General features: G+C 71.0%; 18 protein-coding genes and 1 tRNA gene. 10 read left to right on the top strand and 9 right to left on the bottom strand.

The genetic code is table 11. From position 1 onward, the window contains the following. The first annotated feature begins 41 nt into the window (after positions 1–41). Positions 42–1,892 carry a PucR family transcriptional regulator ligand-binding domain-containing protein gene (locus ACIRRU_RS23595; protein WP_403683595.1) on the top strand — a complete coding sequence of 617 codons (1,851 nt, stop codon included), beginning with the start codon at positions 42–44 and terminating at the stop codon, positions 1,890–1,892. Positions 1,893–2,111: 219 nt separating this feature from the next. Here the strand turns inward: ACIRRU_RS23595 and ACIRRU_RS23590 are convergent, their stop codons facing one another. Further along, a complete protein-coding gene (locus tag ACIRRU_RS23590) occupies positions 2,112–2,573 on the bottom strand; it encodes a molybdopterin-binding protein (RefSeq protein ID WP_403683593.1) in 462 nt (153 codons plus the stop codon). Positions 2,574–2,969: 396 nt separating this feature from the next. On the opposite strand from ACIRRU_RS23590, the gene ACIRRU_RS23585 reads away from it, so the two are divergent. Both ACIRRU_RS23585 and ACIRRU_RS23580 read left to right on the top strand, forming a co-directional pair. Beyond that, positions 2,970–3,737 carry a DUF899 family protein gene (locus ACIRRU_RS23585; protein WP_403683591.1) on the top strand — a complete coding sequence of 256 codons (768 nt, stop codon included), beginning with the start codon at positions 2,970–2,972 and terminating at the stop codon, positions 3,735–3,737. A 613-nt stretch (positions 3,738–4,350) separates the two neighbouring features. Next, positions 4,351–6,678 (top strand): ATP/GTP-binding protein, encoded by a 2,328-nt coding sequence (locus ACIRRU_RS23580; RefSeq protein ID WP_403683589.1) that lies wholly within the window; start codon positions 4,351–4,353, stop codon positions 6,676–6,678. Positions 6,679–7,194: 516 nt separating this feature from the next. Here ACIRRU_RS23580 and ACIRRU_RS23575 read toward each other — a convergent pair. From ACIRRU_RS23575 to ACIRRU_RS23560, 4 genes are all read right to left on the bottom strand, one after another. Further along, the gene (locus ACIRRU_RS23575; RefSeq protein WP_403683587.1) at positions 7,195–7,620 is read right to left on the bottom strand and encodes a hypothetical protein; all 426 of its coding nucleotides are present in this window, start codon (positions 7,618–7,620) and stop codon (positions 7,195–7,197) included. A 666-nt stretch (positions 7,621–8,286) separates the two neighbouring features. Beyond that, positions 8,287–8,360, bottom strand: a tRNA-Pro gene (locus tag ACIRRU_RS23570). Positions 8,361–8,388: 28 nt separating this feature from the next. Continuing rightward, complete coding sequence (locus ACIRRU_RS23565; protein WP_403683585.1) at positions 8,389–9,129, bottom strand: Pr6Pr family membrane protein; 741 nt, start codon at positions 9,127–9,129, stop codon at positions 8,389–8,391. A gap of 342 nt (positions 9,130–9,471) precedes the next feature. Continuing rightward, entirely contained in the window at positions 9,472–10,410 is a 939-nt protein-coding gene (locus ACIRRU_RS23560) for a metallophosphoesterase (protein ID WP_403683584.1), read from the bottom strand. Between the two features lie 79 nt (positions 10,411–10,489). Between ACIRRU_RS23560 and ACIRRU_RS23555 the strand changes: the two genes are divergently transcribed. After that, positions 10,490–10,954: a GatB/YqeY domain-containing protein gene (locus tag ACIRRU_RS23555; RefSeq protein ID WP_403683583.1), complete on the top strand. Its 465-nt coding sequence runs from the start codon at positions 10,490–10,492 to the stop codon at positions 10,952–10,954. Between the two features lie 539 nt (positions 10,955–11,493). Here ACIRRU_RS23555 and ACIRRU_RS23550 read toward each other — a convergent pair. Continuing rightward, positions 11,494–13,767 carry a transglycosylase domain-containing protein gene (locus ACIRRU_RS23550; protein WP_403683582.1) on the bottom strand — a complete coding sequence of 758 codons (2,274 nt, stop codon included), beginning with the start codon at positions 13,765–13,767 and terminating at the stop codon, positions 11,494–11,496. A gap of 440 nt (positions 13,768–14,207) precedes the next feature. On the opposite strand from ACIRRU_RS23550, the gene ACIRRU_RS23545 reads away from it, so the two are divergent. After that, entirely contained in the window at positions 14,208–14,558 is a 351-nt protein-coding gene (locus ACIRRU_RS23545) for a WhiB family transcriptional regulator (RefSeq protein WP_363201961.1), read from the top strand. 250 nt (positions 14,559–14,808) lie between these two features. Here the strand turns inward: ACIRRU_RS23545 and ACIRRU_RS23540 are convergent, their stop codons facing one another. Then, entirely contained in the window at positions 14,809–16,500 is a 1,692-nt protein-coding gene (locus tag ACIRRU_RS23540; protein WP_403683580.1) for an ArsA-related P-loop ATPase, read from the bottom strand. Next, a complete protein-coding gene (locus ACIRRU_RS23535; protein ID WP_403683579.1) occupies positions 16,497–17,471 on the bottom strand; it encodes an ArsA family ATPase in 975 nt (324 codons plus the stop codon). Before ACIRRU_RS23535 ends, ACIRRU_RS23540 begins: the two co-directional genes overlap by 4 nt. 72 nt (positions 17,472–17,543) lie before the next feature. On the opposite strand from ACIRRU_RS23535, the gene ACIRRU_RS23530 reads away from it, so the two are divergent. The 4 genes from ACIRRU_RS23530 to ACIRRU_RS23515 all read left to right on the top strand — a co-directional run bounded on the left by ACIRRU_RS23530 (position 17,544) and on the right by ACIRRU_RS23515 (position 20,413). Then, positions 17,544–17,702, top strand: coding sequence for a DUF4177 domain-containing protein (locus ACIRRU_RS23530; protein WP_003967454.1), 159 nt, complete (start codon positions 17,544–17,546; stop codon positions 17,700–17,702). After that, positions 17,702–18,172, top strand: a complete 471-nt coding sequence (locus tag ACIRRU_RS23525) for a RidA family protein (protein ID WP_403683577.1) — start codon at positions 17,702–17,704, stop codon at positions 18,170–18,172. Before ACIRRU_RS23530 ends, ACIRRU_RS23525 begins: the two co-directional genes overlap by 1 nt. A gap of 391 nt (positions 18,173–18,563) precedes the next feature. Next, positions 18,564–19,586 carry an NUDIX hydrolase gene (locus tag ACIRRU_RS23520; protein ID WP_403683575.1) on the top strand — a complete coding sequence of 341 codons (1,023 nt, stop codon included), beginning with the start codon at positions 18,564–18,566 and terminating at the stop codon, positions 19,584–19,586. Continuing rightward, positions 19,583–20,413, top strand: a complete 831-nt coding sequence (locus tag ACIRRU_RS23515; RefSeq protein WP_403683573.1) for an MBL fold metallo-hydrolase — start codon at positions 19,583–19,585, stop codon at positions 20,411–20,413. Before ACIRRU_RS23520 ends, ACIRRU_RS23515 begins: the two co-directional genes overlap by 4 nt. A 293-nt stretch (positions 20,414–20,706) precedes the next feature. Here ACIRRU_RS23515 and ACIRRU_RS23510 read toward each other — a convergent pair whose 3' ends face one another. Beyond that, the gene (locus ACIRRU_RS23510; protein ID WP_003967450.1) at positions 20,707–21,381 is read right to left on the bottom strand and encodes a Crp/Fnr family transcriptional regulator; all 675 of its coding nucleotides are present in this window, start codon (positions 21,379–21,381) and stop codon (positions 20,707–20,709) included. A 499-nt stretch (positions 21,382–21,880) separates the two neighbouring features. Here ACIRRU_RS23510 and nth point away from each other — a divergent pair, with 499 nt between their 5' ends. Continuing rightward, positions 21,881–22,816: an endonuclease III gene (gene nth, locus ACIRRU_RS23505; protein ID WP_403683572.1), complete on the top strand. Its 936-nt coding sequence runs from the start codon at positions 21,881–21,883 to the stop codon at positions 22,814–22,816. Positions 22,817–22,877 lie beyond the last annotated feature (61 nt).

Genomic DNA, 22,877 nt, shown 5'->3' with positions numbered 1-22,877 from the left:
GGTTCCGGGTGGGCGCCCGGCAGCCCGGCAAGGAGACCCCCATGCACGTCGACGACCTCCTCCGGCTGGAGACCCTGGACCTCACCCTGCTCTGGGGCGAGGGCCCGCAGCTCGACCGGGAGATCAGCGGGGTCACCGTGACCGACCTGGAGGACCCGGGGCGCTTCCTGCGGCCGGGCGAGGTCGTGCTCAGCGGACTGGTGTGGTGGAGTCCGGCGGACGACGGGGCGAAGGCGGACCGTTTCGTCGCCGCCCTGCACGAGGCCGGCGCGGCCGCGCTGCTGGCGGGCGAGGAGACGCACGGGAGGGTGCCGGAGGCGCTGGTCGACGCGTGCCGCCGCCATGGCATCGCGATCCTGTCGGTGCCGGTGCACATGTCCTTCCGGGCCATCACCGACACCGTCTACCTCCGGCAGTGGGGCGACCTCAGCCGACGTCCCGCCGACCACTACGCGCTGCCGGAGAACGTGCGGGCCGAGCTGAGCGGCCTGCTCGCCGACGGCGCGGACCCGGGCACGCTGCTCACCCGCGCGGTCGCCCACCTGGGGGGCCCGCCCGCCTACGTGCTCAGCGCCACGGGCCGCACGATCGCCAGCACCCCGGCGGCCCCGCGGCTGCCGGAGGCGCGGGCAGTGCGGGCACTGCGCCCGGCGGCCGCGTCACCGGCGACGACCCTGAGCGTCGACCCGGACGCCTCGGCGTTCGGCCAGTGGTACCTGCACCTGCCCGAGGCGGTCGAGGCCCCGCCGCGCATGCTGCACGAGACGGCGGAGGTGCTGGCCCAGCACCGCCAGGCGACCGCCCGCCGCGCCACGGCCGCCCACCGCCTCGCCACGGACCTCCTCACCTTCGCGGAGACCCCCGCCCCCGGCCCCGCCGCGCTACGGGCGGCGCTCCACGCGTGCGGCCTGCCGGATCAGGGCCCGTACACCGTGGTCACCCTCACGGTCGCCACGCAGGACGCGCCCGGGTCCGGGGCCCCGGACGCGCTGACCGAGGCCCTGAGCCACCTGGCGGGCGCCCGGTTCGCGGTGGGCGGCGCCACGGAGCGCGGCGAGGCGACGGCGGTGATCGCACCCCGCCCGGGCACGGACCCGGCCGCCACGCTCCGCCCCCTGTGGCCGACACTCCAGGCCCGCGCGGAGACGGCGCCCCTGCACGGCGGCATCAGCGCCCCGGCCGCGACCCCGCAGGACCTGAAGGGCGCGCTGGTGCAGGCGCGGTACGCGATGGCGGTGGCGGTGGGACGTACGGGGGACGCCGGGGCCGGGACGGAGGGCGCGGCGGCCCGCGGGGAGGGGGCCGAGGCCCGGGAGACGCGCGGGGACGGGCTCCCGGCACCGGAGACGCGGGGATCCGGGGCCGAGGGCCGGGACCGGCGCGGGGACGGGTGCACGGCAACGGAGACGCGGGGGGCTGGGACCGAGGGCCGGGGCGCACGCGGGGACGGGCTGACGGCACGGGCGGCGGGCGCGGGGAGGGCCGCGAGTGCCGGGGGGTCCGGGAGCGCCGGAGGTTCCGGGGGGTCCGGGAGTGCCGGGAAGGACGGGAGTGCCGGGAAGGACGCGAAGGCCGGGGGGATCATCGCGATCGACGAGCTCACGACTCTCGACGCCCTTCTCGCGGGCATCCCCGCCGACGTGCGTACGGCTTTCGGCATCCACGCGCTCGGCCCGCTCGCCGACGCGACGAACCCTTCGCACCGGATGCTCCTGGAGACCCTGGACGTCTTCCTCGCCCACAACGGCTCCTGGGCCCGGACGGCCGCCGCGCTGCACCTGCACGTCAACACCGTGCACTACCGCATCCAGCGCGTGGAGTCGCTCACCGGCCGCGACCTGGCCCGCCTGGACCACAAGCTGGACCTGAAGGCGGCGCTGCTCTGCCGCTGAGGCGAGCGGCCGACGGCCGGGGCCGGGCGAGGCTCAGGGAGCACCTGGCTGGTCGCTCAGGCAGCACGAGGCAGGTGGATCAGGGAAGCACGGGGCAGGTGAATTAGGCAGCACCGGCCGACCGCCGGGGAACGCCCGGCTGGTCGCTCGGGAAGCACGGGGCTGCCGGATCGATGAGCACCCGACCGAGTCGCTCAGGGGGTACACGCGGCCGGTGGATCAGGGTGCACCGGCCGACCGCTCGGGAACCCCCGACCGCTCAGGAGTTCCCGGCCGGTCGGGAACGCCCGGCCGGTCGATGTGGACGTTGGTGGACTTCACCCGGGCCGTTGCGGTCACCCCGACCTCGATCCTCAACTCCTCGACGGCCTCGCGGCTCACCAGGGAGACCAGCCGGTGCGGTCCGGACTGGATCTCGACCTGGGCGACGACGTCGTCGACGGTGACGGCGGTGACGATCCCGGCGAACGAGTTCCGCACGGACGTCCGGGGCTCCCCGGGCACGGGATGCAGCCCGGCGGCCCGGTCCTTGGCGAACGCGGCGAGCCCTGCGCCGTCGATCACCCGGCTGCCGGCCCCGTCCCGCTCCATGGCGAGCTGCCCCCCGTCGGCCCATCGGCGGACGGTCTCCGAACTGACGCCGAGCAGCTCGGCTGCCCGGCCGATGCTGTACGTCGGCACGGGGGCACTCTAGGGCCTCCCCCCACGCGACCGCCGTGGAGGTGGAGGACCCCCGCGCCGCCCGAAGCGCGCGCGGGCCCGGCGCGTTCGCGATGCTCCCGTCCGGACGGCTCGCCGCACCGCCCGAGGAGCTGGAACGCAGCGGCCACTCCTGCGAAACTCGCCTGCCGCAGGCCACCCCGGCCCGAAGGGCTGTCCCGTCATCCCTGGTGGGCGCGCGACGACAGCTACGGCACCTCGCCGCGTTGTCGGAACGCCCGAATACATCCAGTATGCGGACGTCCCTCCGCCTTGCGATGCACCGCATCTGACGCCGCACGCTGATCCACCAGGGATTACGGGACAGCCCTTAGGCTGACGGGGGCGAGTGATGACGTACGACGACGGGACGCGACCGTGACCGAGCACGACAGCAGCACGCCGGACCCCGCCCCCGCACCGGCCCTGCCGCCGGTGGCCGACCGGGCCGCGTTCGAGGCGGAACTGAGCCGCCTGCGCCTCCGCGAGAAGGCGCACACCCGGGAGGGCGACGCGATCGCCGCGGCCCGCCGCCGACTGCCCATGGTCGAGGTGGCCGCCGACCTCGAACTGACCGGCCCGGACGGCCCGGTCACCCTGCTCGACGCGTTCGAGGGCCGTCGGCAGCTCATCGCGTACTACTTCATGTGGCACGCCGGTCACGAGGCGGCGGATCAGTGCGAGGGCTGCACGTGGGTCACCAACCAGGTTCAGGAGCTGTCCTTCCTGCACTCCCGCGACATCACCTACGCGGTCTTCTGCCAGGGCCCGTACGAGGAGAGCCGCCGCTACCGGGACTTCATGGGCTGGGACATGCCGTGGTATTCGGCGCTCCCGTCGAACAACGAGCTCCTGACCGGCCGCCAGGTCGGCAGCATGCACGTGGTCTGCTACCTGCGCGAGGGCGACCGCGTCTACGAGACGTACTGGACGACGCTGCGCGGGGTGGAGGTGATGGACTACAACTACGCGCTCATGGACCTCACCGCGTACGGCCGCCAGGAACTCTGGGAGGACTCGCCCTCCGGCTGGCCCCAGACCAAGGACGCACCCCCCGAGCACCCCATGCGCAGCAACGGCCGCCCCATCCCCCAGTGGTCCCGCATCGAAGCCGGACGCTCCGACGACCTCCACCCCCGCCCCTGACACCCGACCGGGCGCCACGGAGCCTCGGCACCTCCGAGTGTCGGGCCGGAAGTAGCGCCTGCCTCTGCTCCTGCCTCCCGCCTGGTTGATAGCGGCGGCAGCTCGTTACGAGCTGAGGACAGAGCGGCAGCGCGTCCTGATGCGGGCAGGACGGTCGTCCAGGGGGCGCCGCCCAACGAACCTGAGGATGCCTCCCCACCAAGACCGGAGTAGCCATAAGCTGGCAGTTCGGCGATCTGTTGGGGGCGGTGTGGCGGGCCGGGATCTGCGAGCGCTGTTCAGTACGAACGACCGCACGCTGGACACCACGGAGGCGTTCACGAACCGGCAGGGGCAGTGGGATTTCGCGGTGGCCGCCCTCGCCGAGCATCTCCAGCTTGTCAGCGGACCTGGGTTCGATCCTGAGGACGTGGAGGCAGCCCGAAACAACGTGGTGGTCTTCCACGGGGTCGGTGGCATCGGGAAGTCCGCATTGTCGCGAAAGTTCGAGGCGTCACTCGCTGACCCGGAGCATCGCCCCGCGCAGTGGCGGGCGCCAGCGTGGCGTGGAGCGCGGATACTGCCTGTCAGGATCGATCTCGCGCGATCCGCCAGTCCCGATGTCGAGAAGGTCGTGCTCTCCGTCCGTCTCGCCCTCGCCGCTCTCGGTAGGCCGCTGCCCGCCTTCGATCTGGCGTTGCGCCGCTACTGGGAGCATCAGCACCCGGGTGAGCTGTTGGAGGACTACCTCGACCGCGGCGGGCTGGCCGCGCGGTTCGGGAAGGCGCTGCCGCAGCAGATGCAGTCCGCGCTCGCCGACGTCGCCCAGGCGCTGATGCTGCCCGGCACGGTGGGTTCTGCGATCGGGCAGGTGACCGGTGCGCTCGTGGGGGCGCTTCGCGAGCGTCGACAGACAGTCCGTGCCCTCGCCGGCTGCGCACGCCTGGCCGATCTGCTGGAGAGCGAACCGGACCTGGACGCCCTCTCCTACTACCCGCACCTGCTTGCCTGGGAGCTGGCCCGGACACCTCCGGCGAAGAGGGTCACGCCGGTGATCCTGCTGGACGCCTTCGAGGAGATCGGCGACCGTACCCATCGAGACTTCGAGCGGTTTCTGCAACGCCTGGTGTGGTTGATGCCGAACGCCTTCTTCGTCATCACGGGCCGCTCTCGCTTGCAGTGGGGCGACGAAGCTCTCCAGGGCCAGCTCGACTTCACCGGCCCGACAGCCTGGCCCGGCCTGGCAACCCGCGACACCGCCCCAGCCCGTACGGAGTCTCCTGCCCCAGGCCGGGAACGGCAGATGCTGGTCGGTGACTTCTCCTTCGAGGACTCCGACGACTACCTCGCCCGCCGTCTCTCCGTCGACGGCCGTCCTCTCATCGACGAAGGCATCCGCAGGGTGATCGGACAGCGTTCGCACGGTCTGCCGCTGTACCTGGACCTCTCCGTGATGAGGTTTCTGGATCTCCGCCGAAGCGGGAACACCCCGCGGCCGGCCGATTTCGACCACGACTTCCCCGCGCTGATCGCTCGCACCCTTTCCGACCTCACCGCCCCCGAACGCAACGTGCTGCGCTCCGTCAGTCTCTTCTCCTCCTTCGACATCACCCTGGCGACCCGGGCTGCGGGTCTGCCTCGACAAGCACCGGCACTACGGCTCGTCGAGCGTCCCTTCGTCCGGGAGACTCCCTTCGAGCTGTGGCCCTTTCACCTTCACAGCCTCATCCGGGCGACGATCCGGGGCGCCGACGATCAGACCGACGACCGGTGGTCTCCCGCCGACTGGCACCAGGCAGCCGGCCGGGCCTTCGCTGCCCTCGGGGAGCAGTGGAGGCAAGGCTCGGACCAGGATCGGTTGCTCCTCATGGGCTGCTTGCGTCAGGGACTGGCCATCGCCCGTGACTTCGCCCTTGGCCTCGACTGGCTCACCGATGCTGCGTGGACCTACGTCGGCGACTCCGTGTGGGAGCCGCTTGACCTGGTCGCCGGGGCCGAGGAGGAGGGCGCCGCGGTCACGGCCGCCGACGCCCTGGTGGAGTTGCTCAGCGCGCTCGCCCGTCGGCAGCACGAGAACCGGGCCCGGACGGCGGAGCGCCTGCTGGCCGTCACCGACACCGGGCTCCTTCCCGCGGAGTTGTCCGACATGGCCGTCTACTACCGGGCCAAGGCGCAGCGCGACCTCGGGCAGACCGAAGAGTCCCGGCAGGGAATGCGACTGGTCGCCGACGGCGGCGGGCGCCTGGCGCCCAACGCCCGCCGGGGGCTCGCCCATCTCTCCCGACTCGCCGGAGACTTCACGGCAGCTCTTGAGGCCGCTGAACGCCTGGGCTGGGAGGGGCGCCACCATCGCGTCGTCGGCGATGTGCAATGGGTTCAGGGCGACATGCCCTTGGCCGCCCACGCCTTCGAGGCGGCTCGCGCGGAGGGCGAAGAACACGGCAAGAGCGGGGAGGCAGCGATGGCACAGGCCATGCGTGCCTTCACCCTCGCGTTCACGTCGGACCCCAGCGCCGACGCCGAGATCGACCTCGGTGAACACCTCCTGGCCCAGGTCGATCTGCGCGCCGCCACCCTGGACGTACGGATCGCAGCGCTTCTGCGTGACGCGGGCACCGACGCCGGAGTTGAGGAACGGGCACAGGCGCTGGCCGCGGAGATCAGCACATCGGGACTGCTCTTCATCCAGGCCAAGCTGGAGTTGGCCCGCGCCTTCCACCATGCCATCCGCGACGATCAGGCGGGCCTCGCCTCCAGCGTCAGCCGACTCCGCGAGCTGACGCGTGAGGGCTACTACGCCTACTACGTCGACATCGCCCATTTCATGGCCGACCTGCTGCTCGACACCCCTTCCCGTGCACGGTGGCTCGCCGAGCAGCGGACGGTACGCCAACGATGGCGCGCCCTGGTCCTCGACCGACGCGCGCTCCTCGCATCAGGGCCGACCGCAGGAGCGCGGTAACCCGTCGGGTCGGTGCAACGCGACGAGTTAGTTCCACGAAATGGACCCTGTGACCGATGCACGGTGCCCAGGTGCATCGAAGCCGACCACGCTGCTGCTTTGATGACTCCATCTCGGCACGCTGAGCCGATGCGAGGCCGGGCGTACGCAGGCGCCTCGTGCTCGGCTTGGCCAAGCACGGGAGGCAGCGCACGCCGCGAGCCTGTCGATGTATCCCACGTCGCCCGTGCACGTGCTCAACAGCCTCTTACGTGTACGCGGGTGACACGGGCCGAGGCGAATTCTGGGCATCTGGCTCTTCGCGAAGAGCCCCGGAGGAGGACCTGCGAGTCCTACCGTTCGCGCTTCGGCGGGATCCGACGCCTGATTGCGTCTTCAGCGCACCTGTACCGACTGCGGGTTCGTCCGACGGTAAGGGGCGCGGAAGCGCCCAGCCGGTTCATGTAGGCCCGGAGGACCAGGGCGGTGGGCTACGTGGGTACCGCTCTGCTCACCTGCTGCACTGGCCGGTAAGGCTCAGGCCACGGCCGGACTCGCCCCATGGCGTTCGTAGAGCCGTTTGACCTGCGTAATCCAGAACTCGAACTTCTCGTCTGCGGATGCACTCATAGGCAAAAGGCGCAGGTCTTTGGCCAGCTGGTAGAAACCGGACCCGGCGTCGTTGGCACCCAGGTAGTTCACCAGTGCCGAGAGCATGAGAGGAGGGTCGGAAGGGGCGACCTGCTGATCCCGTTCAACGATCAATCCGAGCAGATGCCCCAGGGCCGCGCGCTCATCAGCCCGCTCGAAATCGAAGGCGCGGCAGCCGGTTCGCCTGGCCAGGGTGATGCTGAGCTCCGTGTAGGAGGTGAGCCTGCCAAGTTTTGCGCGCTCGACGAGGAATCCCCGTCCTGCGTCTACGAGGACGTCCCACTCGCTGCCTGCGCGGCCGTATCCAGGCATCCTGCCCCCTCCGAGCCAAGCCGATCCATACGCGGAAACGTACAGCGACGGCCCGGGTGCCACAATCGCTCGTTCGGTGGCGAATGAGCGCGAAGTCAGGGCATCGCTCTGTTCCCGTCTGGCCCTTTCGGTAAGGCGAGTTGGTGTACAGCCTCGGAGGACGTATGAGCAGCACTCAGACACACGCTGAAATCCTCAGCGAGGCCATCCACGCCCGCTGTGGGACCTGGGATGCTGAACGCGCCTTGGTTGCCTTGTTCGGAGCGGGGTACCGTCCAGATGATGTGGCGACCGGGAAGAAGCGGGCACCAGCGGCCTACTGGGTACCGCAGAGGGCCAGGTTGCCCCTGCCTGCGTCGTAGAGCGCTGCAGTCCCCTCCAGAGTCAGTCCGCGCGGTGAGCGGGATCTGCCTTGGCAGCCAACCGACAACCATGACGAGACCAGTCACTCGGTCCCTCGCTCGCCTGGCGTCTTCGGTCGAGCGCTCCAGGCGCAGGGATGTGAGGCCTTGGGCATAGCGACTCCGCTCCGCGGTTTCCCTCCCCGTATCCCTCTAGAAGCCGGCGGGGAGCTGTCTCCCGCACTTGGCTCCTAAGACGCTCCCAGGAACGAGTTAGGGGCCTGATCCGCTTAGCGGATCAGGCCCCTAACCTGGTACTTCACTGTCGGGGTGGCGGGATTTGAACCCACGACCTCTTCGTCCCGAACGAAGCGCGCTGCCAAGCTGCGCTACACCCCGATGCCCACCGGACTCCCGGCGACATCGATTACTTTAGCCCACCGGCGGCCGGAGGCGAAATCCGGTTTCTCCGGGCCTGGAGCCATCCCAGCACGTTCGGCCGGAGGCGGTCGGCGGCGGTGAGGAGGGTGCCCAGGGCGGTGAAGAGGAGGCCGAGGGCCATGGCCTGGGTGAGGACACCGGTGTAGCCGTACGTGTCGACGTCCAGGAAGGGGTACGGGTAGCGGTCGGGGGAGCTGGGGGAGAGTAGGGCGCCGCGGAGCAGGGTGAAGCCCAGGTAGGCCAGGGGAGGCAGCAGCCACAGGGGGATGTGGGCCAGGCGGAAGGTTCTGGGCGCGGTCAGCAGGAGCCAGTGCGCGGCCACGGCGGCCGGGGTCACCGTGTGGAGCAGGAGGCCCGTGGTGGGGGCGCCGCCGGGTGGGCCCGGTCCGTAGTTCGTCAGGACCAGGTGGTGCATCAGCGCGGTCACCGTGACGAGCAGGAGCACTCCGCCCGCCGGCACCGGGGGCAGCGGGCGGCCGTCGCGCCAGGAGCGTGCGGCGGACCAGCCGAAGGCCCCCGCCACCAGCAGGTTCGCCAGGACCGTGAAGTGGGTCAGGGCCGCCCCGAGGCCTCCGCTCACCACTGCGGTCAGCGGGCCCGCAGCCGCTGTCGCGCCCACCAGTGCGGTCAGGACCGCGATCCAGCGGCGGGCCGAGGCGCCCGTGGCCGCCGGGAGCACCTCCGCCGCCCGGGGGCGGGGTAGCAGGGTGCTCCTGGGGGCGATCATGGTTCGTACCGTATGCGGGTGGGAAGGCCCTCGCGATTTGTCGTCCCCCGTCCTGGGGATCGCCGATCCTGGGACGTACCCTCCCGACCCCACGTACCCCGCCGACCCCGAGATGGGTGCTCCGTCTGCCCGGGGCCCAAGCTCTGCCGGGGCGCACATCCTCGGTGCCCCGCCCCCCGCCCCCCGGCCTCGGTGCCCCGCCCCCCGCCCCCCAGCGCCGTACTCGGTACGTGCTCCCGATGTGACCGGTGCGGCCAGGCCGCCCCGCCCGTCCGGGTGCGGCCGGAGTCCGCCCCGTCAGCCCCCGTCCGGCTGTCCGTCCGCCGTATCAGGGGCGCGGTGTCAGGTCCGCGGTGTCAGCGTCAGCAGTGTGGCCTCGGGTGGGCAGGCGAAGCGGACGGGGGTGTAGCGGTTGGTGCCGCAGCCCGCCGAGACGTGGAGGTAGGCGCGGTTGTCGCCGACCATGTGGCTGGACAGGCCCTTTACCCGGTCGGTGTCCAGGTCGCAGTTGGTGACCAGGGCCCCGTAGAAGGGGATGCACAGCTGGCCGCCGTGCGTGTGGCCCGCGAGGATCAAGGGGTAGCCGTCGGCGGTGAAGGCGTCCAGGGAGCGCAGGTACGGAGCGTGGACCACGGCGACGGAGAGGTCCGCGCCGGTCTCCGGGCCGCCCTGGACCTCGGCGTACCGGTCCCGCTTGATGTGCGGGTCGTCCAGGCCGGTGAACGCCAGCTCCAGCCCGTCGAGCTTGAGGCGGCCCCGGGTGTTCGACAGGTTCAGCCAGCCCGCCTCGTCGAAGGCGTCGCGCATCGGCTCCCACGGGTTGTGGACGGCGCCGACCACGGGCTCGTTGCCGTTGAGGCCGTGCTTGCCCTGGACCTTCTCCAGGAGGTAGCGGCCCGGGTTGCGCAGTCGGGGGCCGTAGTAGTCGTTGGAGCCGAAGACGTAGACCCCGGGGAACTCCATCAGCGGGCCGAGCGCGTCCAGCACCTCCGGCACCGCGTCCGGGTCGGAGAGGTTGTCGCCCGTGTTGACCACGAAGTCCGGCCGCAGCCCCGCCAGCGACTGGAGCCAGGCCCGCTTCTTGCGCTGGCCGCTCACCATGTGGATGTCGGAGACCTGGAGTACGCGCAACGGGCGCGCCCCGTGCGGCAGTACGGGAACGGTCACCCGGCGCAGCCGGAACGAGCGGGCCTCGAACCCGGCGGCGTAGGCGAGACCGGCGGCGCCGACCGCCGCACCGACGGCCGTGACTTTCAGGGGTACTCCGTAGCGTGCGCGCATGCGCCCATCGTCGCAGAAGCGGCACGGTGAGCGGAAAACCGGTGGGCGGCCCGCACTCCGCACCTGTCACAATCACGGCATGACCACGCTCAAGTCCAAGCTCAAGGAAGACCTCCACACGGCCATGAAGGCGCGTGACGAGCTGACCTCGTCCACCCTCCGGCTCACCCTCACCGCCATCACGAAGGAAGAGGTCAGCGGCACGTCGGCGCGCGAGCTCTCCGACGACGAGGTGCAGAAGGTGATCGCCAAGGAGGCGAAGAAGCGCCGGGAGGCGGCCGAGGCCTTCGCCCAGGGCGGCCGGACCGAGCAGGCCGAGCGGGAGCGGGCGGAGGGCGAGATCCTCGACGGCTACCTGCCCAAGCAGCTCTCCGACGACGAGCTGAACGCGATCGTGGCGTCCGCCGTCGAGGAGGCCAGGGCCGCCGGTGCCGAGGGCCCGCGTGCGATGGGCGCCGTCATGAAGATCGTCAACCCGAAGGTCGCCGGGCTCGCGGAGGGCGGCCGGGTGGCCGCCGCGGTGAAGAAGCTCCTCGCCGGCTGAGGCCCGCGCGGGCTGACTTCCCTCGGTGGCTGAGCCCCTCATGCGTGGGCTGAGCCCCTCATGCGTGGGCTGAGCCCCTCATGCGTGGGCTGAGCCCCTCGGGCGTGAGCTGAGCCCCTCGGGCGTGAGCTGAGCCTCTTCGCGGACGGAGATCTCCGCAGGGATTTCCGCAGGCCGATCCCCTCGCCTCGCGGCACCCGTCGGCTCGCGCCCGTACGGCTCGCGCACGTACGGGAGGCACTCACGTACGTACGCGGGGGGCACTTGCGTACGTACGAGGGCACTCGCGTACGTACGCGGGGCAGGGGACCCCAGGCATCCGCTCCCGCGCGCGCCTCCCTGACGAAGCGCCCATACGAAGCGCCATACGAAGCCCCCGCGCGCCAGGCTCCCCGGTCCTCAGTCCCCAGCTGCCTCCGCGCGTCCCCCCGGCCCCGGGGATGCCGTGTTCCGTACGGGCAGAGAAAAGGGGGGCGCCCCGGTCGTCAGACCGGGGCGCCCCCCTTTCGCTCACTCACGTATGTACGCCAGCTCAGGGCTCAGGGGCCTTCCGTGCCGCCGCCCTGTCCGCGCTGGTCGCCGCCCGGTCCGCCGATCACGCCCGGCGGGAGCTCGATGCCGGGGAACCGGTTGCCGCCGCCGGGCTTGCCGTCCTGACGGTCCTCGCCACCGCGGTCCCGGCCGCGGTTTCGACCGCCGTCCCCCTCGCCCTCGCCGTCCCCTTCGCCCCCGCCGTCGTCCTTCGACCGCGGGACGGAGACGGGACTGAAGCCGGGAGTCTCGGACGCGTCCAGCGCGCCGGTCATCGCGATGCGCCAGATCGGGCCGGGGAGGCAGCCGCCGCAGACCTTGTCGTAGTACTGGCCGCCGATGGTGACGTCGAACATCGAGGACTTCTCGCCGATGTCGTCGCCCACCCACACTGCGGTGGAGAGGTTCGGCGTGTACCCGACGAACCAGGCGTCCTTGCGGTCGTTGGTCGTACCGGTCTTGCCCGCGTTGTCGCGGTCGCTCAGTCCGGCCTGCGTACCGGTGCCGTCCTCGACGACGCCCTTGAGCATCTGGTTGATGGAGTCCGCGGTCTTCTCGCTCATCGCCCGCGAGCACTGCGTCTGGGGGACGTCGAGCTTCTTGCCGTTCGGGTCGGTGATCGACTCGATGGCGACCGGGGTGCAGTAGGTGCCGCGGTTGGCGAAGGTGGCGTACGCGGAGGCCATGGAGAGCGGGGTGCTGTCGACGCTTCCGAGCGTGGCCGCGGGCCGCTCCTCGATCTCCTTGCCGTCACCGCGCTCGTAACCGACCTTCTTGGCCATGGTGACCGTCTCGCAGAGACCGGCCTTCTGCTCCAGGAGCGCGAAGTAGGTGTTGATGGACTTGCCGAGCGCGCTCGTCATGTCCCAGGTGCCCTTCTCGGACTCCAGCTCGTTCTGGAGCTGCCAGGGCACGTTGCCCGCGGGCGAACCGTCGCACCGGCGGAAGGAGCTCTCCGGCACGGTGAGCTTCCAGCCCGAGGAGAACGTCTGGGCCGGGCTGATGCCCTTCTCCAGCGCCGCGGCCGCGGTGAACGGCTTGAACGTGGAGCCGACCTGGAAGCCGTAGGTGCTGCCGCCCATCTTGTTGCTGACGGCGAGGTTGAGAACGGTCTCGTTCTTCTTCTGGTCCAGGCCGTACGGGCGGGACTGGCCCATGGAGAGGATCTTGCCGTCGCCCGGCTGGACCTGGACCACGGACGCCGCGAACTTGTCGTCCTTGTTGACCTTCGCGGTGGCGGCCTCGTTGGCGGCCTGCTGGGCCCGCGGGTCCAGCGTGGTCCGGATGGTCAGACCGCCGAGGTTCCAGAGCTTCGCGCGCTCCTCGTCGGTCTTGCCGAAGGCGGGGTCGGTGAGGATCGTCTTGCGGACGTAGTCGCAGAAGAAGCCCGAGCCGCTGACTGCGGTGATGCAGCCGTTGTTCGGCTTGGAGGGCTTCAGCTTGATCGGGGTCTCCATGGCCTTCTCGGCCTCGGCCTTCGACACGCTGCGGACCGCGGCCATGCGCGTCAGCACGATGTTGCGGCGCTTGGTCGCTTCCTCGGTGTCGTTGACCGGGTCGTAACGGCTCGGCGACTGGACGATGCCGGCGAGCAGCGCGGCCTCCTCCAGCTTGAGGTCCTTCGCGGCCTTGGAGAAGTAGCGCTGCGAGGCGGCCTCGATGCCGTACGCCTGCTGCCCGAAGAAGGTGATGTTGAGGTAGTTCTCCAGGATCTTCTTCTTGCCGAGCTCCTCCTCGACCTGGATCGCGTACTTCAGCTCACGGACCTTGCGGCCGAGCGTCTGCTGCGTGGCCTCGGCGACCTTCTCCGGGTCGTCACCTGCCTCCTCGACGAAGACGTTCTTCACGTACTGCTGGGTGAGGGTCGACGCGCCCTGCGCGGCCCCGCCCGCCTGTACGTTGCGGTTCATCGCCCGCAGGATGCCCTTGAGGTCGACCGCCCCGTGCTCGTAGAAGCGGGAGTCCTCGATCGCGATGATCGCGTCCTGCATGTACGGCGAGATGTCCTTGAGCGGGACGACCGTACGGTCACGGGAGTAGACGGTCGCGAGCGCGCCGCCGTCACGGTCCAGGATCGTGGTCCGCTGGCTCAGCGGCGGGGTCTTGAGGTTGGAGGGGATCTCGTCGAACCCTTCGACCGTCCCCTTGGCAGCGAGCCCCAGCGCTCCCGCCGCGGGCAGCGCGATGCCCGCCAGCACAGCCCCGGAGAGCGCGGCGACACCGATGAACTTGGCGGCCTGCTGGGTCGTGGAGAGACCCCCGCCCGAGCGCGTCTTTGGCATGGGTGCAGCCTACGTTCTCATTTGCCGGACAGGCGTATAGGCCTTGGCCTAAGCTGCTCTCAACTGTCACAGCAGTCCGGTTACGTATCAAGCCCCCTGCAGTCCCATGCGCATCTTCTGGTCATTCTTCACCCGGTCGATGCGTGACCGCATCACTCTACGTGCACCCGTCGTGGCGCTCCCGAAATCGCCCCGATTGTCGCTGAAAGTCCGTTGCGACTTGAGTGGACCGTCCCTTTTTGATGGGGATCGTCGCGTATGTCTTTGCGTCACTCCCCTGGGTGATCTGCCGCATACGCATAGTCCGTTCGGACCATTCAAGATTGGGCCCGAAGGGGGTGTTGTGCTGTCCCCGCCTTCCGTAACGTCCTCAACTGGCAGCGGTGAATATGCCGCTACCGCCGTGGGGGAGCCTCGATTCGGGAGAGGACGGCGCCGGCATGGGCTGGGTAACCGACTGGAGTGCGCAGGCAGCCTGCCGCACTACCGATCCGGATGAACTATTCGTACAAGGGGCAGCGCAGAACAGGGCCAAGGCGGTGTGCACCGGATGCCCGGTGCGGACCGAGTGCCTGGCCGACGCGCTGGACAATCGCGTCGAGTTCGGCGTGTGGGGTGGGATGACGGAACGGGAGCGCCGCGCACTGCTGCGTCGTCGGCCGACCGTCACGTCCTGGCGCCGACTGCTGGAGACCGCGCGCAGCGAGTACGAGCGGTCCACCGGCATGCTGCCCGGGGTCGTCGGGCTGGAGGACGAGGAGCTGCACGAGACGTACGCCGCTGTGGGGTAGCCGCTGTACGGCGGTGATGTGACTGCGCGCAGACTCTAGCTGCCCTAGCTGCTGCTCGAGCTGTGGGCCTGGCCCTGAAAGCCGCGCCCGGTTCTGGAAGCTGCCCACTGCGATGAAAGAAGCCGTGCACTGTGCCGGAAGCTATGCGTGGCGGCGATGCCGTGCGCCGCGCTCCGGACCTCACGGCCTCCCCGGCTCACGGCCTTCTTGGCTCAGGCCGCTCCGGGCCCCGCGCCGTCCCGCGCGGGCCCTACGCCGCTCCCGCCGGAGCCGGGGCGAAATCGGTACCGGTATCGGAACCGGCCGCCAGACGCTCGCCGATGGCTCGGAGGCCGTCCAGGTCGTGCACATCGCCGGGCAGCGCCGCCACGGCGGTCACCGGCACCTCGGGGTGCCGGGCCGTGAAGCGGTCGCGGGTACGGCGTTCACGCGCGACGACCTGCATACGCTCGGCGTGCAGGCGCAGCAGACCGGCCGTCAGTTCCTCGACGGCGAGGACGGTATCGGCGGAAGGCGTCGCGTCCTGGTGCTCGGACACGGACTCCTGGTGCTCGGTTACGGACTCCGGGTGCTGGGTTACGGGCTCGGGATGCCCGGGTGCGGGCTCCGGGTGTTGGGTTACCGGATCGGCTTCGCCTTCGGCCTCAGGTCGCGCTCTGTCCTCGGCTTCGCCTTCCGCGTCGGGTTCGTCGTGCGGCTCGGGTTCGTCACGTACCTCAGGTTCGTCACGTACCTCAGGTCCGGCTGCGATCCCGGCCTCGGGGGAGAGGGCCGACTCGGTCGTGCCGGAGGTGGCGCCCGTCGGGTCGGGGGCTCCCTGGTCACCAAGGCCAGCTTTCCCGGCCCTCTGATCCACAATGCGGGCGTCATCAAGATTTTCTGCGGCGGCCAGAGCCTGCTCGGCCGAGAGCCGTGAAGCCTCGCTGCCGTGCACACGGTTGAGTACGAGACCGGCCAGCGGCATGTCCTCGGCGGCCAGCCGCTCCACGAAATAGGCGGCCTCGCGTAGCGCGTCCTGTTCCGGCGTGGCGACCACGAGAAAGGCCGTGCCGGGCGCCTGGAGCAGCTTGTACGTGGCGTCCGCGCGGCTGCGGAAGCCGCCGAACATGGTGTCCATCGCCGCGACGAACGTCTGGACGTCCCGCAGGAACTGGCCGCCGAGCAGTTTGCCCAGGGTCCCGCTCATCATCGACATACCGACATTCAGGAACTTCATCCCGGCCCGGCCGCCCACCTTCGCGGGCGCCATCAACAGCCGGATGAACTTCCCGTCGAGGAAGGAACCGAGCCGCTTCGGCGCGTCCAGGAAGTCCAGCGCCGAGCGCGAGGGCGGGGTGTCGACGATGATCAGGTCCCACTCGTCGCGCGCCCGCAGCTGCCCCAGCTTCTCCATCGCCATGTACTCCTGCGTACCGGCGAACCCGGCCGACAGGGACTGGTAGAAGGGGTTCTCCAGGATGGCCTTGGCCCGCTCGGCGTCGGCGTGCGCCTCGACGGTCTCGTCGAAGGTCCGCTTCATGTCCAGCATCATGGCGTGCAGTTCGCCGTCGCCGGTGATGCCGTCGACCCGCCGGGGGACGTTGTCCAGCTGGTCGATGCCCATGGACTGGGCGAGGCGGCGGGCCGGGTCGATGGTGAGGACGACGGCCTTCCGGCCGCGCTCGGCGGCCCGTACGCCGAGGGCCGCGGCGGTCGTGGTCTTGCCGACCCCGCCGGAGCCGCAGCAGACGACGATCCGGATGCCCGGGTCGTCCAGCAGCGCGTCCGTGTCCAGCCCGGCGTCCGCCTGGAGCGGGGCCTCCACGTCGTTGCCTCCCGCCTCTCCGGCGGTGCCAGCGTCTCCCGTAGTGCCCGCGCCACCCGCAGTGCCCGCGCCTCTCGCAGTGCGGGCGGTGCCGGGTTCGGCGTCGCTGCCAGTGCCGGTGGCGGTGCCCGCGCTCATGCGTTGCCCTCTTCCCCTGCGCCCTGTTTGCGGAGTTCCGTGGCCAGGTCGTGCAGCCCGGCGAGGTCCACCCCGTCGCCGATCAGCGGCAGCTCCGCGGTCGGCAGGCCGAGCCCGGCCAGCACCGCGCGCTGCTCCCGCTCCAGACCGACCCGCTCGGCGTGCTCCGCCGCCTGCTCGACCAGGGGGCGTACGAGGGCGGCGGAACCGGTCACTCCGGCCCGGGTCAGCGTCTTGGCGATCTCTTTGCGGCGACCGCCCGCCGCGGTGCGCAGGGCATCCTCGTCCAGCAGGTGCGGGCGGACCATGTTCACGATCACGCGACCCACGGGCAGTTCGGCGGCGCGCAGCTCGGCGATGCCGTCCGCGGTCTCCTGGACCGGCATCTCCTCCAGGAGCGAGACCAGGTGCACCGCCGTCTGCGGGGACTTCAGCACCCGCATCACCGCCTGGGCCTGGTTGTGTATCGGACCGATCTTCGCCAGCCCGGCGACCTCGTCGTTGACGTTCAGGAAGCGGGTGATCCGGCCGGTCGGAGGGGCGTCCATGATCACGTAGTCGTAGACGAACCGGCCCTGCTTGTCCTTCCGGCGTACGGCTTCGCAGGCCTTGCCGGTCAGCAGGACGTCCCGGACGCCGGGCGCGATGGTGGTGGCGAAGTCGATCGCGCCGAGCTTCTTCAGCGCCCGGCCCGCGCTGCCCAGCTTGTAGAACATCTGGAGGTAGTCCAGAAGCGCGCGTTCGGCGTCGATCGCCAGCGCGTACACCTCGCCGCCGCCCGGCGACGCGGCGATCTTGCGCTCCTCGTAGGGGAGCGCTTCGGAACCGAAGAGCTGGGCGATGCCCTGCCTGCCCTCGACCTCGACGAGGAGGGTGCGCCTGCCCTCGGTCGCGAGGGCGAGCGCGAGGGCGGCGGCCACCGTGGTCTTACCGGTACCGCCCTTGCCGCTGACGACCTGGAACCTGCTCACGTATTCGAGCCTAACCAGTAGAGCCCCGGGCTACGCACGGGACCGTACGTGCCAGGCATTACAGTCGGGCCCATGACCAAGTGGGAATACGCGACCGTGCCCCTTCTCGTGCACGCGACCAAGCAGATTCTGGACACCTGGGGCGAGGACGGCTGGGAGCTGGTCCAGGTCGTTCCCGGCCCGAACAACCCCGAGCAGCTCGTGGCCTACCTGAAGCGGGAGAAGGCGTAGTGGCGGGCACCGTCGAGGCGCGGCTCGCCGAGCTCGGCCTGACCCTGCCCGCCGTCGTGCCGCCGCTGGCCTCGTACCAGCCGGCCGTGAGGTCCGGGGTGTACGTGTACACCTCCGGCCAGCTGCCGATGGTGGACGGCAAGCTCGCCGTCACCGGCAAGGTCGGCGCCGAGGTCACGCCGGACGAGGCGAAGGAGCTCGCGAAGACCTGCGCGCTCAACGCGCTCGCCGCCGTGAAGTCGGCCGCCGGCGACCTGGACCGGATCAAACGCGTCGTGAAGGTCGTGGGCTTCGTCGCCTCGGCCTCCGACTTCACCGGGCAGCCCACTGTGATCAACGGTGCCAGCGAGTTGCTGGGCGAGGTCCTCGGCGACAAGGGCGTGCACGCGCGCAGCGCCGTGGGCGTGGCCGTGCTGCCGCTGGACGCGCCGGTCGAGGTCGAGGTCCAGGTCGAACTCGTCGACGACTGACGCTGACGACAGGCCGCCTGTCGCCTACGAACGCCGATGTCCCAGCTGGGATCTGCGTGCGTACGAACCTTCCGACGTTCTCCGCGATCCCGTCCGGCCCCCGTGGCCGGGCGGGATCGTGTGCGTACGGGGCCGCGCGGGCGGCGGGAGGCGGCGTACGGGGGAGGCGCGTACGTACTACGTGCGAAGAGGCGCGTACGTACTGCGTACGGCGAGGCGCGCACGTACTCCCTACGGGGAGGCGCGTGCGTATGGGGTGTCGCGGGCGGCACGGCTGGTACGGGGTGTCGCGGCCGTAAGGGGTGTGCCGAGGAGCGTCCGGGCGGGGCGGACCGCTGTGGTGATCACGGCGGCTCTCGAACATCGACGCGGTTCCGGATAGCCTCCGGCCATGTCCCAAGGTCAGTGGTACCCCCCGGAATGGCCCGACCGGATCCGGGCCCTCGCCGCCGGTGAACTGGCGGCCGTGGCACCCCGGCGGGCCGCCACCGTGATGCTGCTCCGCGATCCGGCAGCGGCGGGGCCAGCAGGGGCGACGGAGGCAGCGGGGCCACCTGGAGTGGCGGGATCACCCGGAGTGGCGGGATCACCCGGAGTGGCCGGAGTGGCCGGAGTGGCCGGAGTGGCGGGAGCGGCAGGCGTGGAGAGCACGGCGGACGGTCCTGTCGTGCACATGTTGCGGCGGCGGACCTCGATGGCCTTCGCCGGGGGCGCGTACGCCTATCCGGGTGGCGGAGTCGATCCGCGGGACGACGATCGGCTGATCGGGTGGGCCGGACCCGCGCTGGAGGTCTGGGCCGCGCGGCTCGGCGTCGCGACGGTCACCGAGGCGCAGGCCATCGTCTGCGCGGCGGTGCGGGAGACCTTCGAGGAGTCGGGGGTGCTGCTCGCCGGGCCGACCGCCGGGAGCGTGGTCAGTGATACGACCGGGGCGGACTGGGAGGCCGACCGCGAGGCTCTGGTGGCCCGGGACCTGTCCTTCGCGGAGTTCCTCGATCGGCGCGGCCTGGTGCTCCGCTCGGACCTGCTGGGCGCCTGGGCGCGCTGGATCACCCCGGAGTTCGAGCCGAAGCGCTACGACACCTGGTTCTTCGTCGCCGCCCTCCCCGCGGGGCAGCGCACCCGCGCCGTCTCCACCGAGGCGGACCGTACGGTGTGGATCGCCCCCGCCGAGGCGGCCCGCCGCTACGACCTGGGCGAACTGCTGATGATGCCCCCCACCGTCTCGACGCTGCGGACCCTGGCGCCGTACGGGACGGCGGCCGAGGCGCTCGCGGCGGCGGACGCCCAGGACATGACACCCGTACTGGCGCAGGCCCGTCTGGAGGGGGACGAACTGGTGCTGAGCTGGCCGGGGCACGACGAGTTCACCAAGCACGTGCCCACGGCGGACGAGAGGGGTGGCCCGGCATGACCGACGCAGCCGCCCTTCCGGGACAGCCGCGCGCAGCTGTGACCTCCGGGCCCGCGACCGCCCGCGCGGTCAACGTCCTCGCGCCGAATCCGTCCGCCATGACGCTCGACGGGACGAACACCTGGATCCTCGCCGAGCCCGGCTCCGATCTCGCGGTCGTCATCGATCCCGGGCCGCTCGACGACGTACACCTGCGGGCCGTGATCGAGGCGGCCGAGCGGTCCGGACGGCGCGTGGGCCTCACGCTGCTCACCCACGGGCACCCCGACCACGCGGAGGGCGCGGGCCGGTTCGCCGAGCTGACGGGCACGAAGGTACGGGCTCTGGACCCGGCGCTGCGGCTGGGCGACGAGGGCCTGGCGGCGGGCGACGTGGTCACCACGGGCGGCCTGGAGCTGCGCGTGGTGCCGACGCCGGGGCACACTGCGGACTCGCTCTCGTTCCATCTGCCCGCCGACCGTGCGGTGCTGACCGGCGACACGGTTCTCGGCCGCGGTACGACGGTGGTCGCGCACCCGGACGGGCGGCTCGGCGACTATCTGGACTCGCTCAGGCGGCTGCGGTCGCTGACGGTCGACGACGGCGTCCACACGGTGCTGCCGGGCCACGGGCCGGTGCTGGAGGACGCGCAGGGGGCCGTGGAGTTCTACCTGGCCCACCGCGCCCACCGGCTCGCCCAGGTCGAGACGGCGGTGGAGGCCGGGTACCGGACGCCGTCGGACGTGGTGGCCCAGGTGTACGCCGACGTGGACCGCTCCCTCTGGCCCGCCGCCGAACTGTCGGTACGGGCACAGCTGGAATACCTCACGGGCCACGGGCTCATCTGAGCCGCCCTCGCGAAAATCGTGATCCCTACAGGGCCGCCCGTGATCCCTACAGGGCCACGCGTGAACGTAAACGAACGTCCAGGGCCGCCCGCGAACGTACAGCGCCGCGCGTGAGAACGCCCAGGGCCACGAGCGAGCGCAGCGAGAGGGCGAGAGGGCCGGGCGTGGAGCCCGGTCGGCACGCGCGTACGGAGGGCCTGTGCCGACCGGAGCACGTCCGGTCGGCACAGGCCCTGCGCGCTTCAGCTCACATCAGGGGAGCAGCGGGTCAGCGAGGGAGCGGTTCAACGCGGTCAGCGCGAACGCTTCGCCAGCCGCTCCACGTCCAGCAGGATGACCGCGCGGGCCTCCAGGCGGAGCCAGCCGCGGCCCGCGAAGTCCGCGAGGGCCTTGTTGACCGTCTCGCGGGAGGCGCCGACCAGCTGGGCCAGCTCCTCCTGGGTCAGGTCGTGCACGACGTGGATGCCTTCCTCGGACTGGACGCCGAAGCGGCGCGACAGGTCCAGGAGGGCGCGGGCGACGCGGCCCGGCACATCGGAGAAGACCAGGTCGGACATCTGGTCGTTGGTCTTGCGCAGGCGCCGGGCGACCGCGCGCAGCAGCGCGGTGGCCACCTCGGGCCGGGCGTTCAGCCAGGGCTGGAGGTCGCCGTGACCGAGGCCGAGGAGCTTGACCTCGGTCAGCGCGGAGGCGGTCGCCGTACGCGGGCCCGGGTCGAAGAGCGAGAGCTCACCGATCAGCTCGCCGGGGCCGAGCACGGCCAGCATGTTCTCGCGCCCGTCGGGCGAGGTGCGGTGGAGCTTCACCTTGCCCTCGGTGACCACATACAGGCGGTCGCCCTGGTCGCCCTCGTGGAAGAGCGCGTCTCCGCGCGCGAGGGTCACCTCACTCATCGAGGCGCGGAGCTCCGCGGCCTGCTCGTCATCGAGCGCCGCGAAAAGCGGGGCGCGCCGCAGAACGTCGTCCACGAGTTCTCTCCTTGTCGGCCTGTTCAGGGAACCGTGGTCCCCATCATGCCGGACGGTAAAACAGTGCGATCAATCACAAACCAGTTTGACGCACGGGCGGCCCGGACCCTACGGCAGGGGGCCGATCGGGGGTGGATACGCGGTGTCAGGGGTGCTTGTCAGTGGCTGGCTCTAGGCTGGCCGGGTGTCCGGAACGCAGGGGAGAGGGCAGGCCAAGGGGGCTGAAGAGGTGCTGAGGGACCGCGATTCCGCTGTGGGCGAACAACCCCGGTCGCGCCGGGAGAATGCCGCGAACGGCTCTCCGGGGAAGCCGGACGAAGCAGCCCGGAAACCGGAGCCAGCAGCCAGAAAGCCGGCCAGGAGGTCCACAGTGTCATCGTCGTCAGAGTCCGTTACGCAGACGAACAGCGCGTCCGCGTCCGCGCCCGCCGAGGCCACCGGCAGCGCGCCGAAGGCCTCGAAGCCGGCCCCGTCAGCCAGGAGAGCCCCGTCGGGCAGGGTGGCGAAGACTGCCTCGCCGGCCAAGGCAAGCAAGACGGCGAAGAAGGCGACACCGGCCAAGGCAAGCAAGGCGACCAAGACGGCCGGGGCGGCCAACGGGACCAGGACGACCAGGACGACCAAGGCTTCCGGACCGTCGAAAGGGCCTACGGCATCCAAGCCGCCGAAGGCGGAGTCGCATCTCACGATGGTCCGCCGGGCGCGCCGGATCAACCGCGAGCTCGCCGAGGTCTACCCGTACGCCCATCCCGAGCTGGATTTCCGGAACCCCTTCGAACTCCTCGTGGCCACGGTCCTCTCCGCCCAGACCACCGACCTGAGGGTCAACCAGACGACCCCCGCGTTGTTCGCCGCCTACCCCACCCCGGAGGACATGGCGGCGGCGGTCCCGGAGGAGATGGAGGAGATCATCCGGCCGACCGGGTTCTTCCGGGCCAAGACCAAGTCCCTGCTCGGCCTCGCCGCCGCTCTCCGGGACGAGTTCGGGGGCGAGGTCCCGGGGCGTCTGGAGGATCTGGTCAAGCTGCCCGGCGTCGGCCGCAAGACCGCCAATGTCGTCCTGGGCAACGCTTACGGTGTCCCCGGGATCACCGTCGACACGCACTTCGGCCGTCTCGTGCGGCGCTGGAAGTGGACGGACGAGGAGGACCCGGTGAAGGTCGAGGCCGTGGTCGCCGAGATCTTCCCGAAGAGCGAGTGGACGATGCTGTCGCACCGTGTGGTGTTCCACGGCCGCCGTATCTGCCACTCCCGCAAACCCGCCTGCGGTGCCTGCCCCATCGCCCCGCTCTGCCCGTCGTACGGTGAGGGCGAGACCGACCCGGAGAAAGCGCGGAAGCTCCTGAAATACGAGATGGGCGGCTATCCGGGCCAGCGGCTCAGCCCGCCCGCCGACTACCCGGGCAAGCCCGCGCCCGCCCTGGGGGCCGGGTGAGGGCCTAACAGCCCGCCGTATCGCACATGACAGCACCTCACACGACAGCAGCGCACTCCTC

The sequence above is a fragment of the Streptomyces sp. NPDC101181 genome, assembly GCF_044767975.1.
Classification (GTDB): Bacteria; Actinomycetota; Actinomycetes; order Streptomycetales; family Streptomycetaceae; genus Streptomyces.
This window is presented reverse-complemented; position numbering and strand designations above follow the sequence as displayed.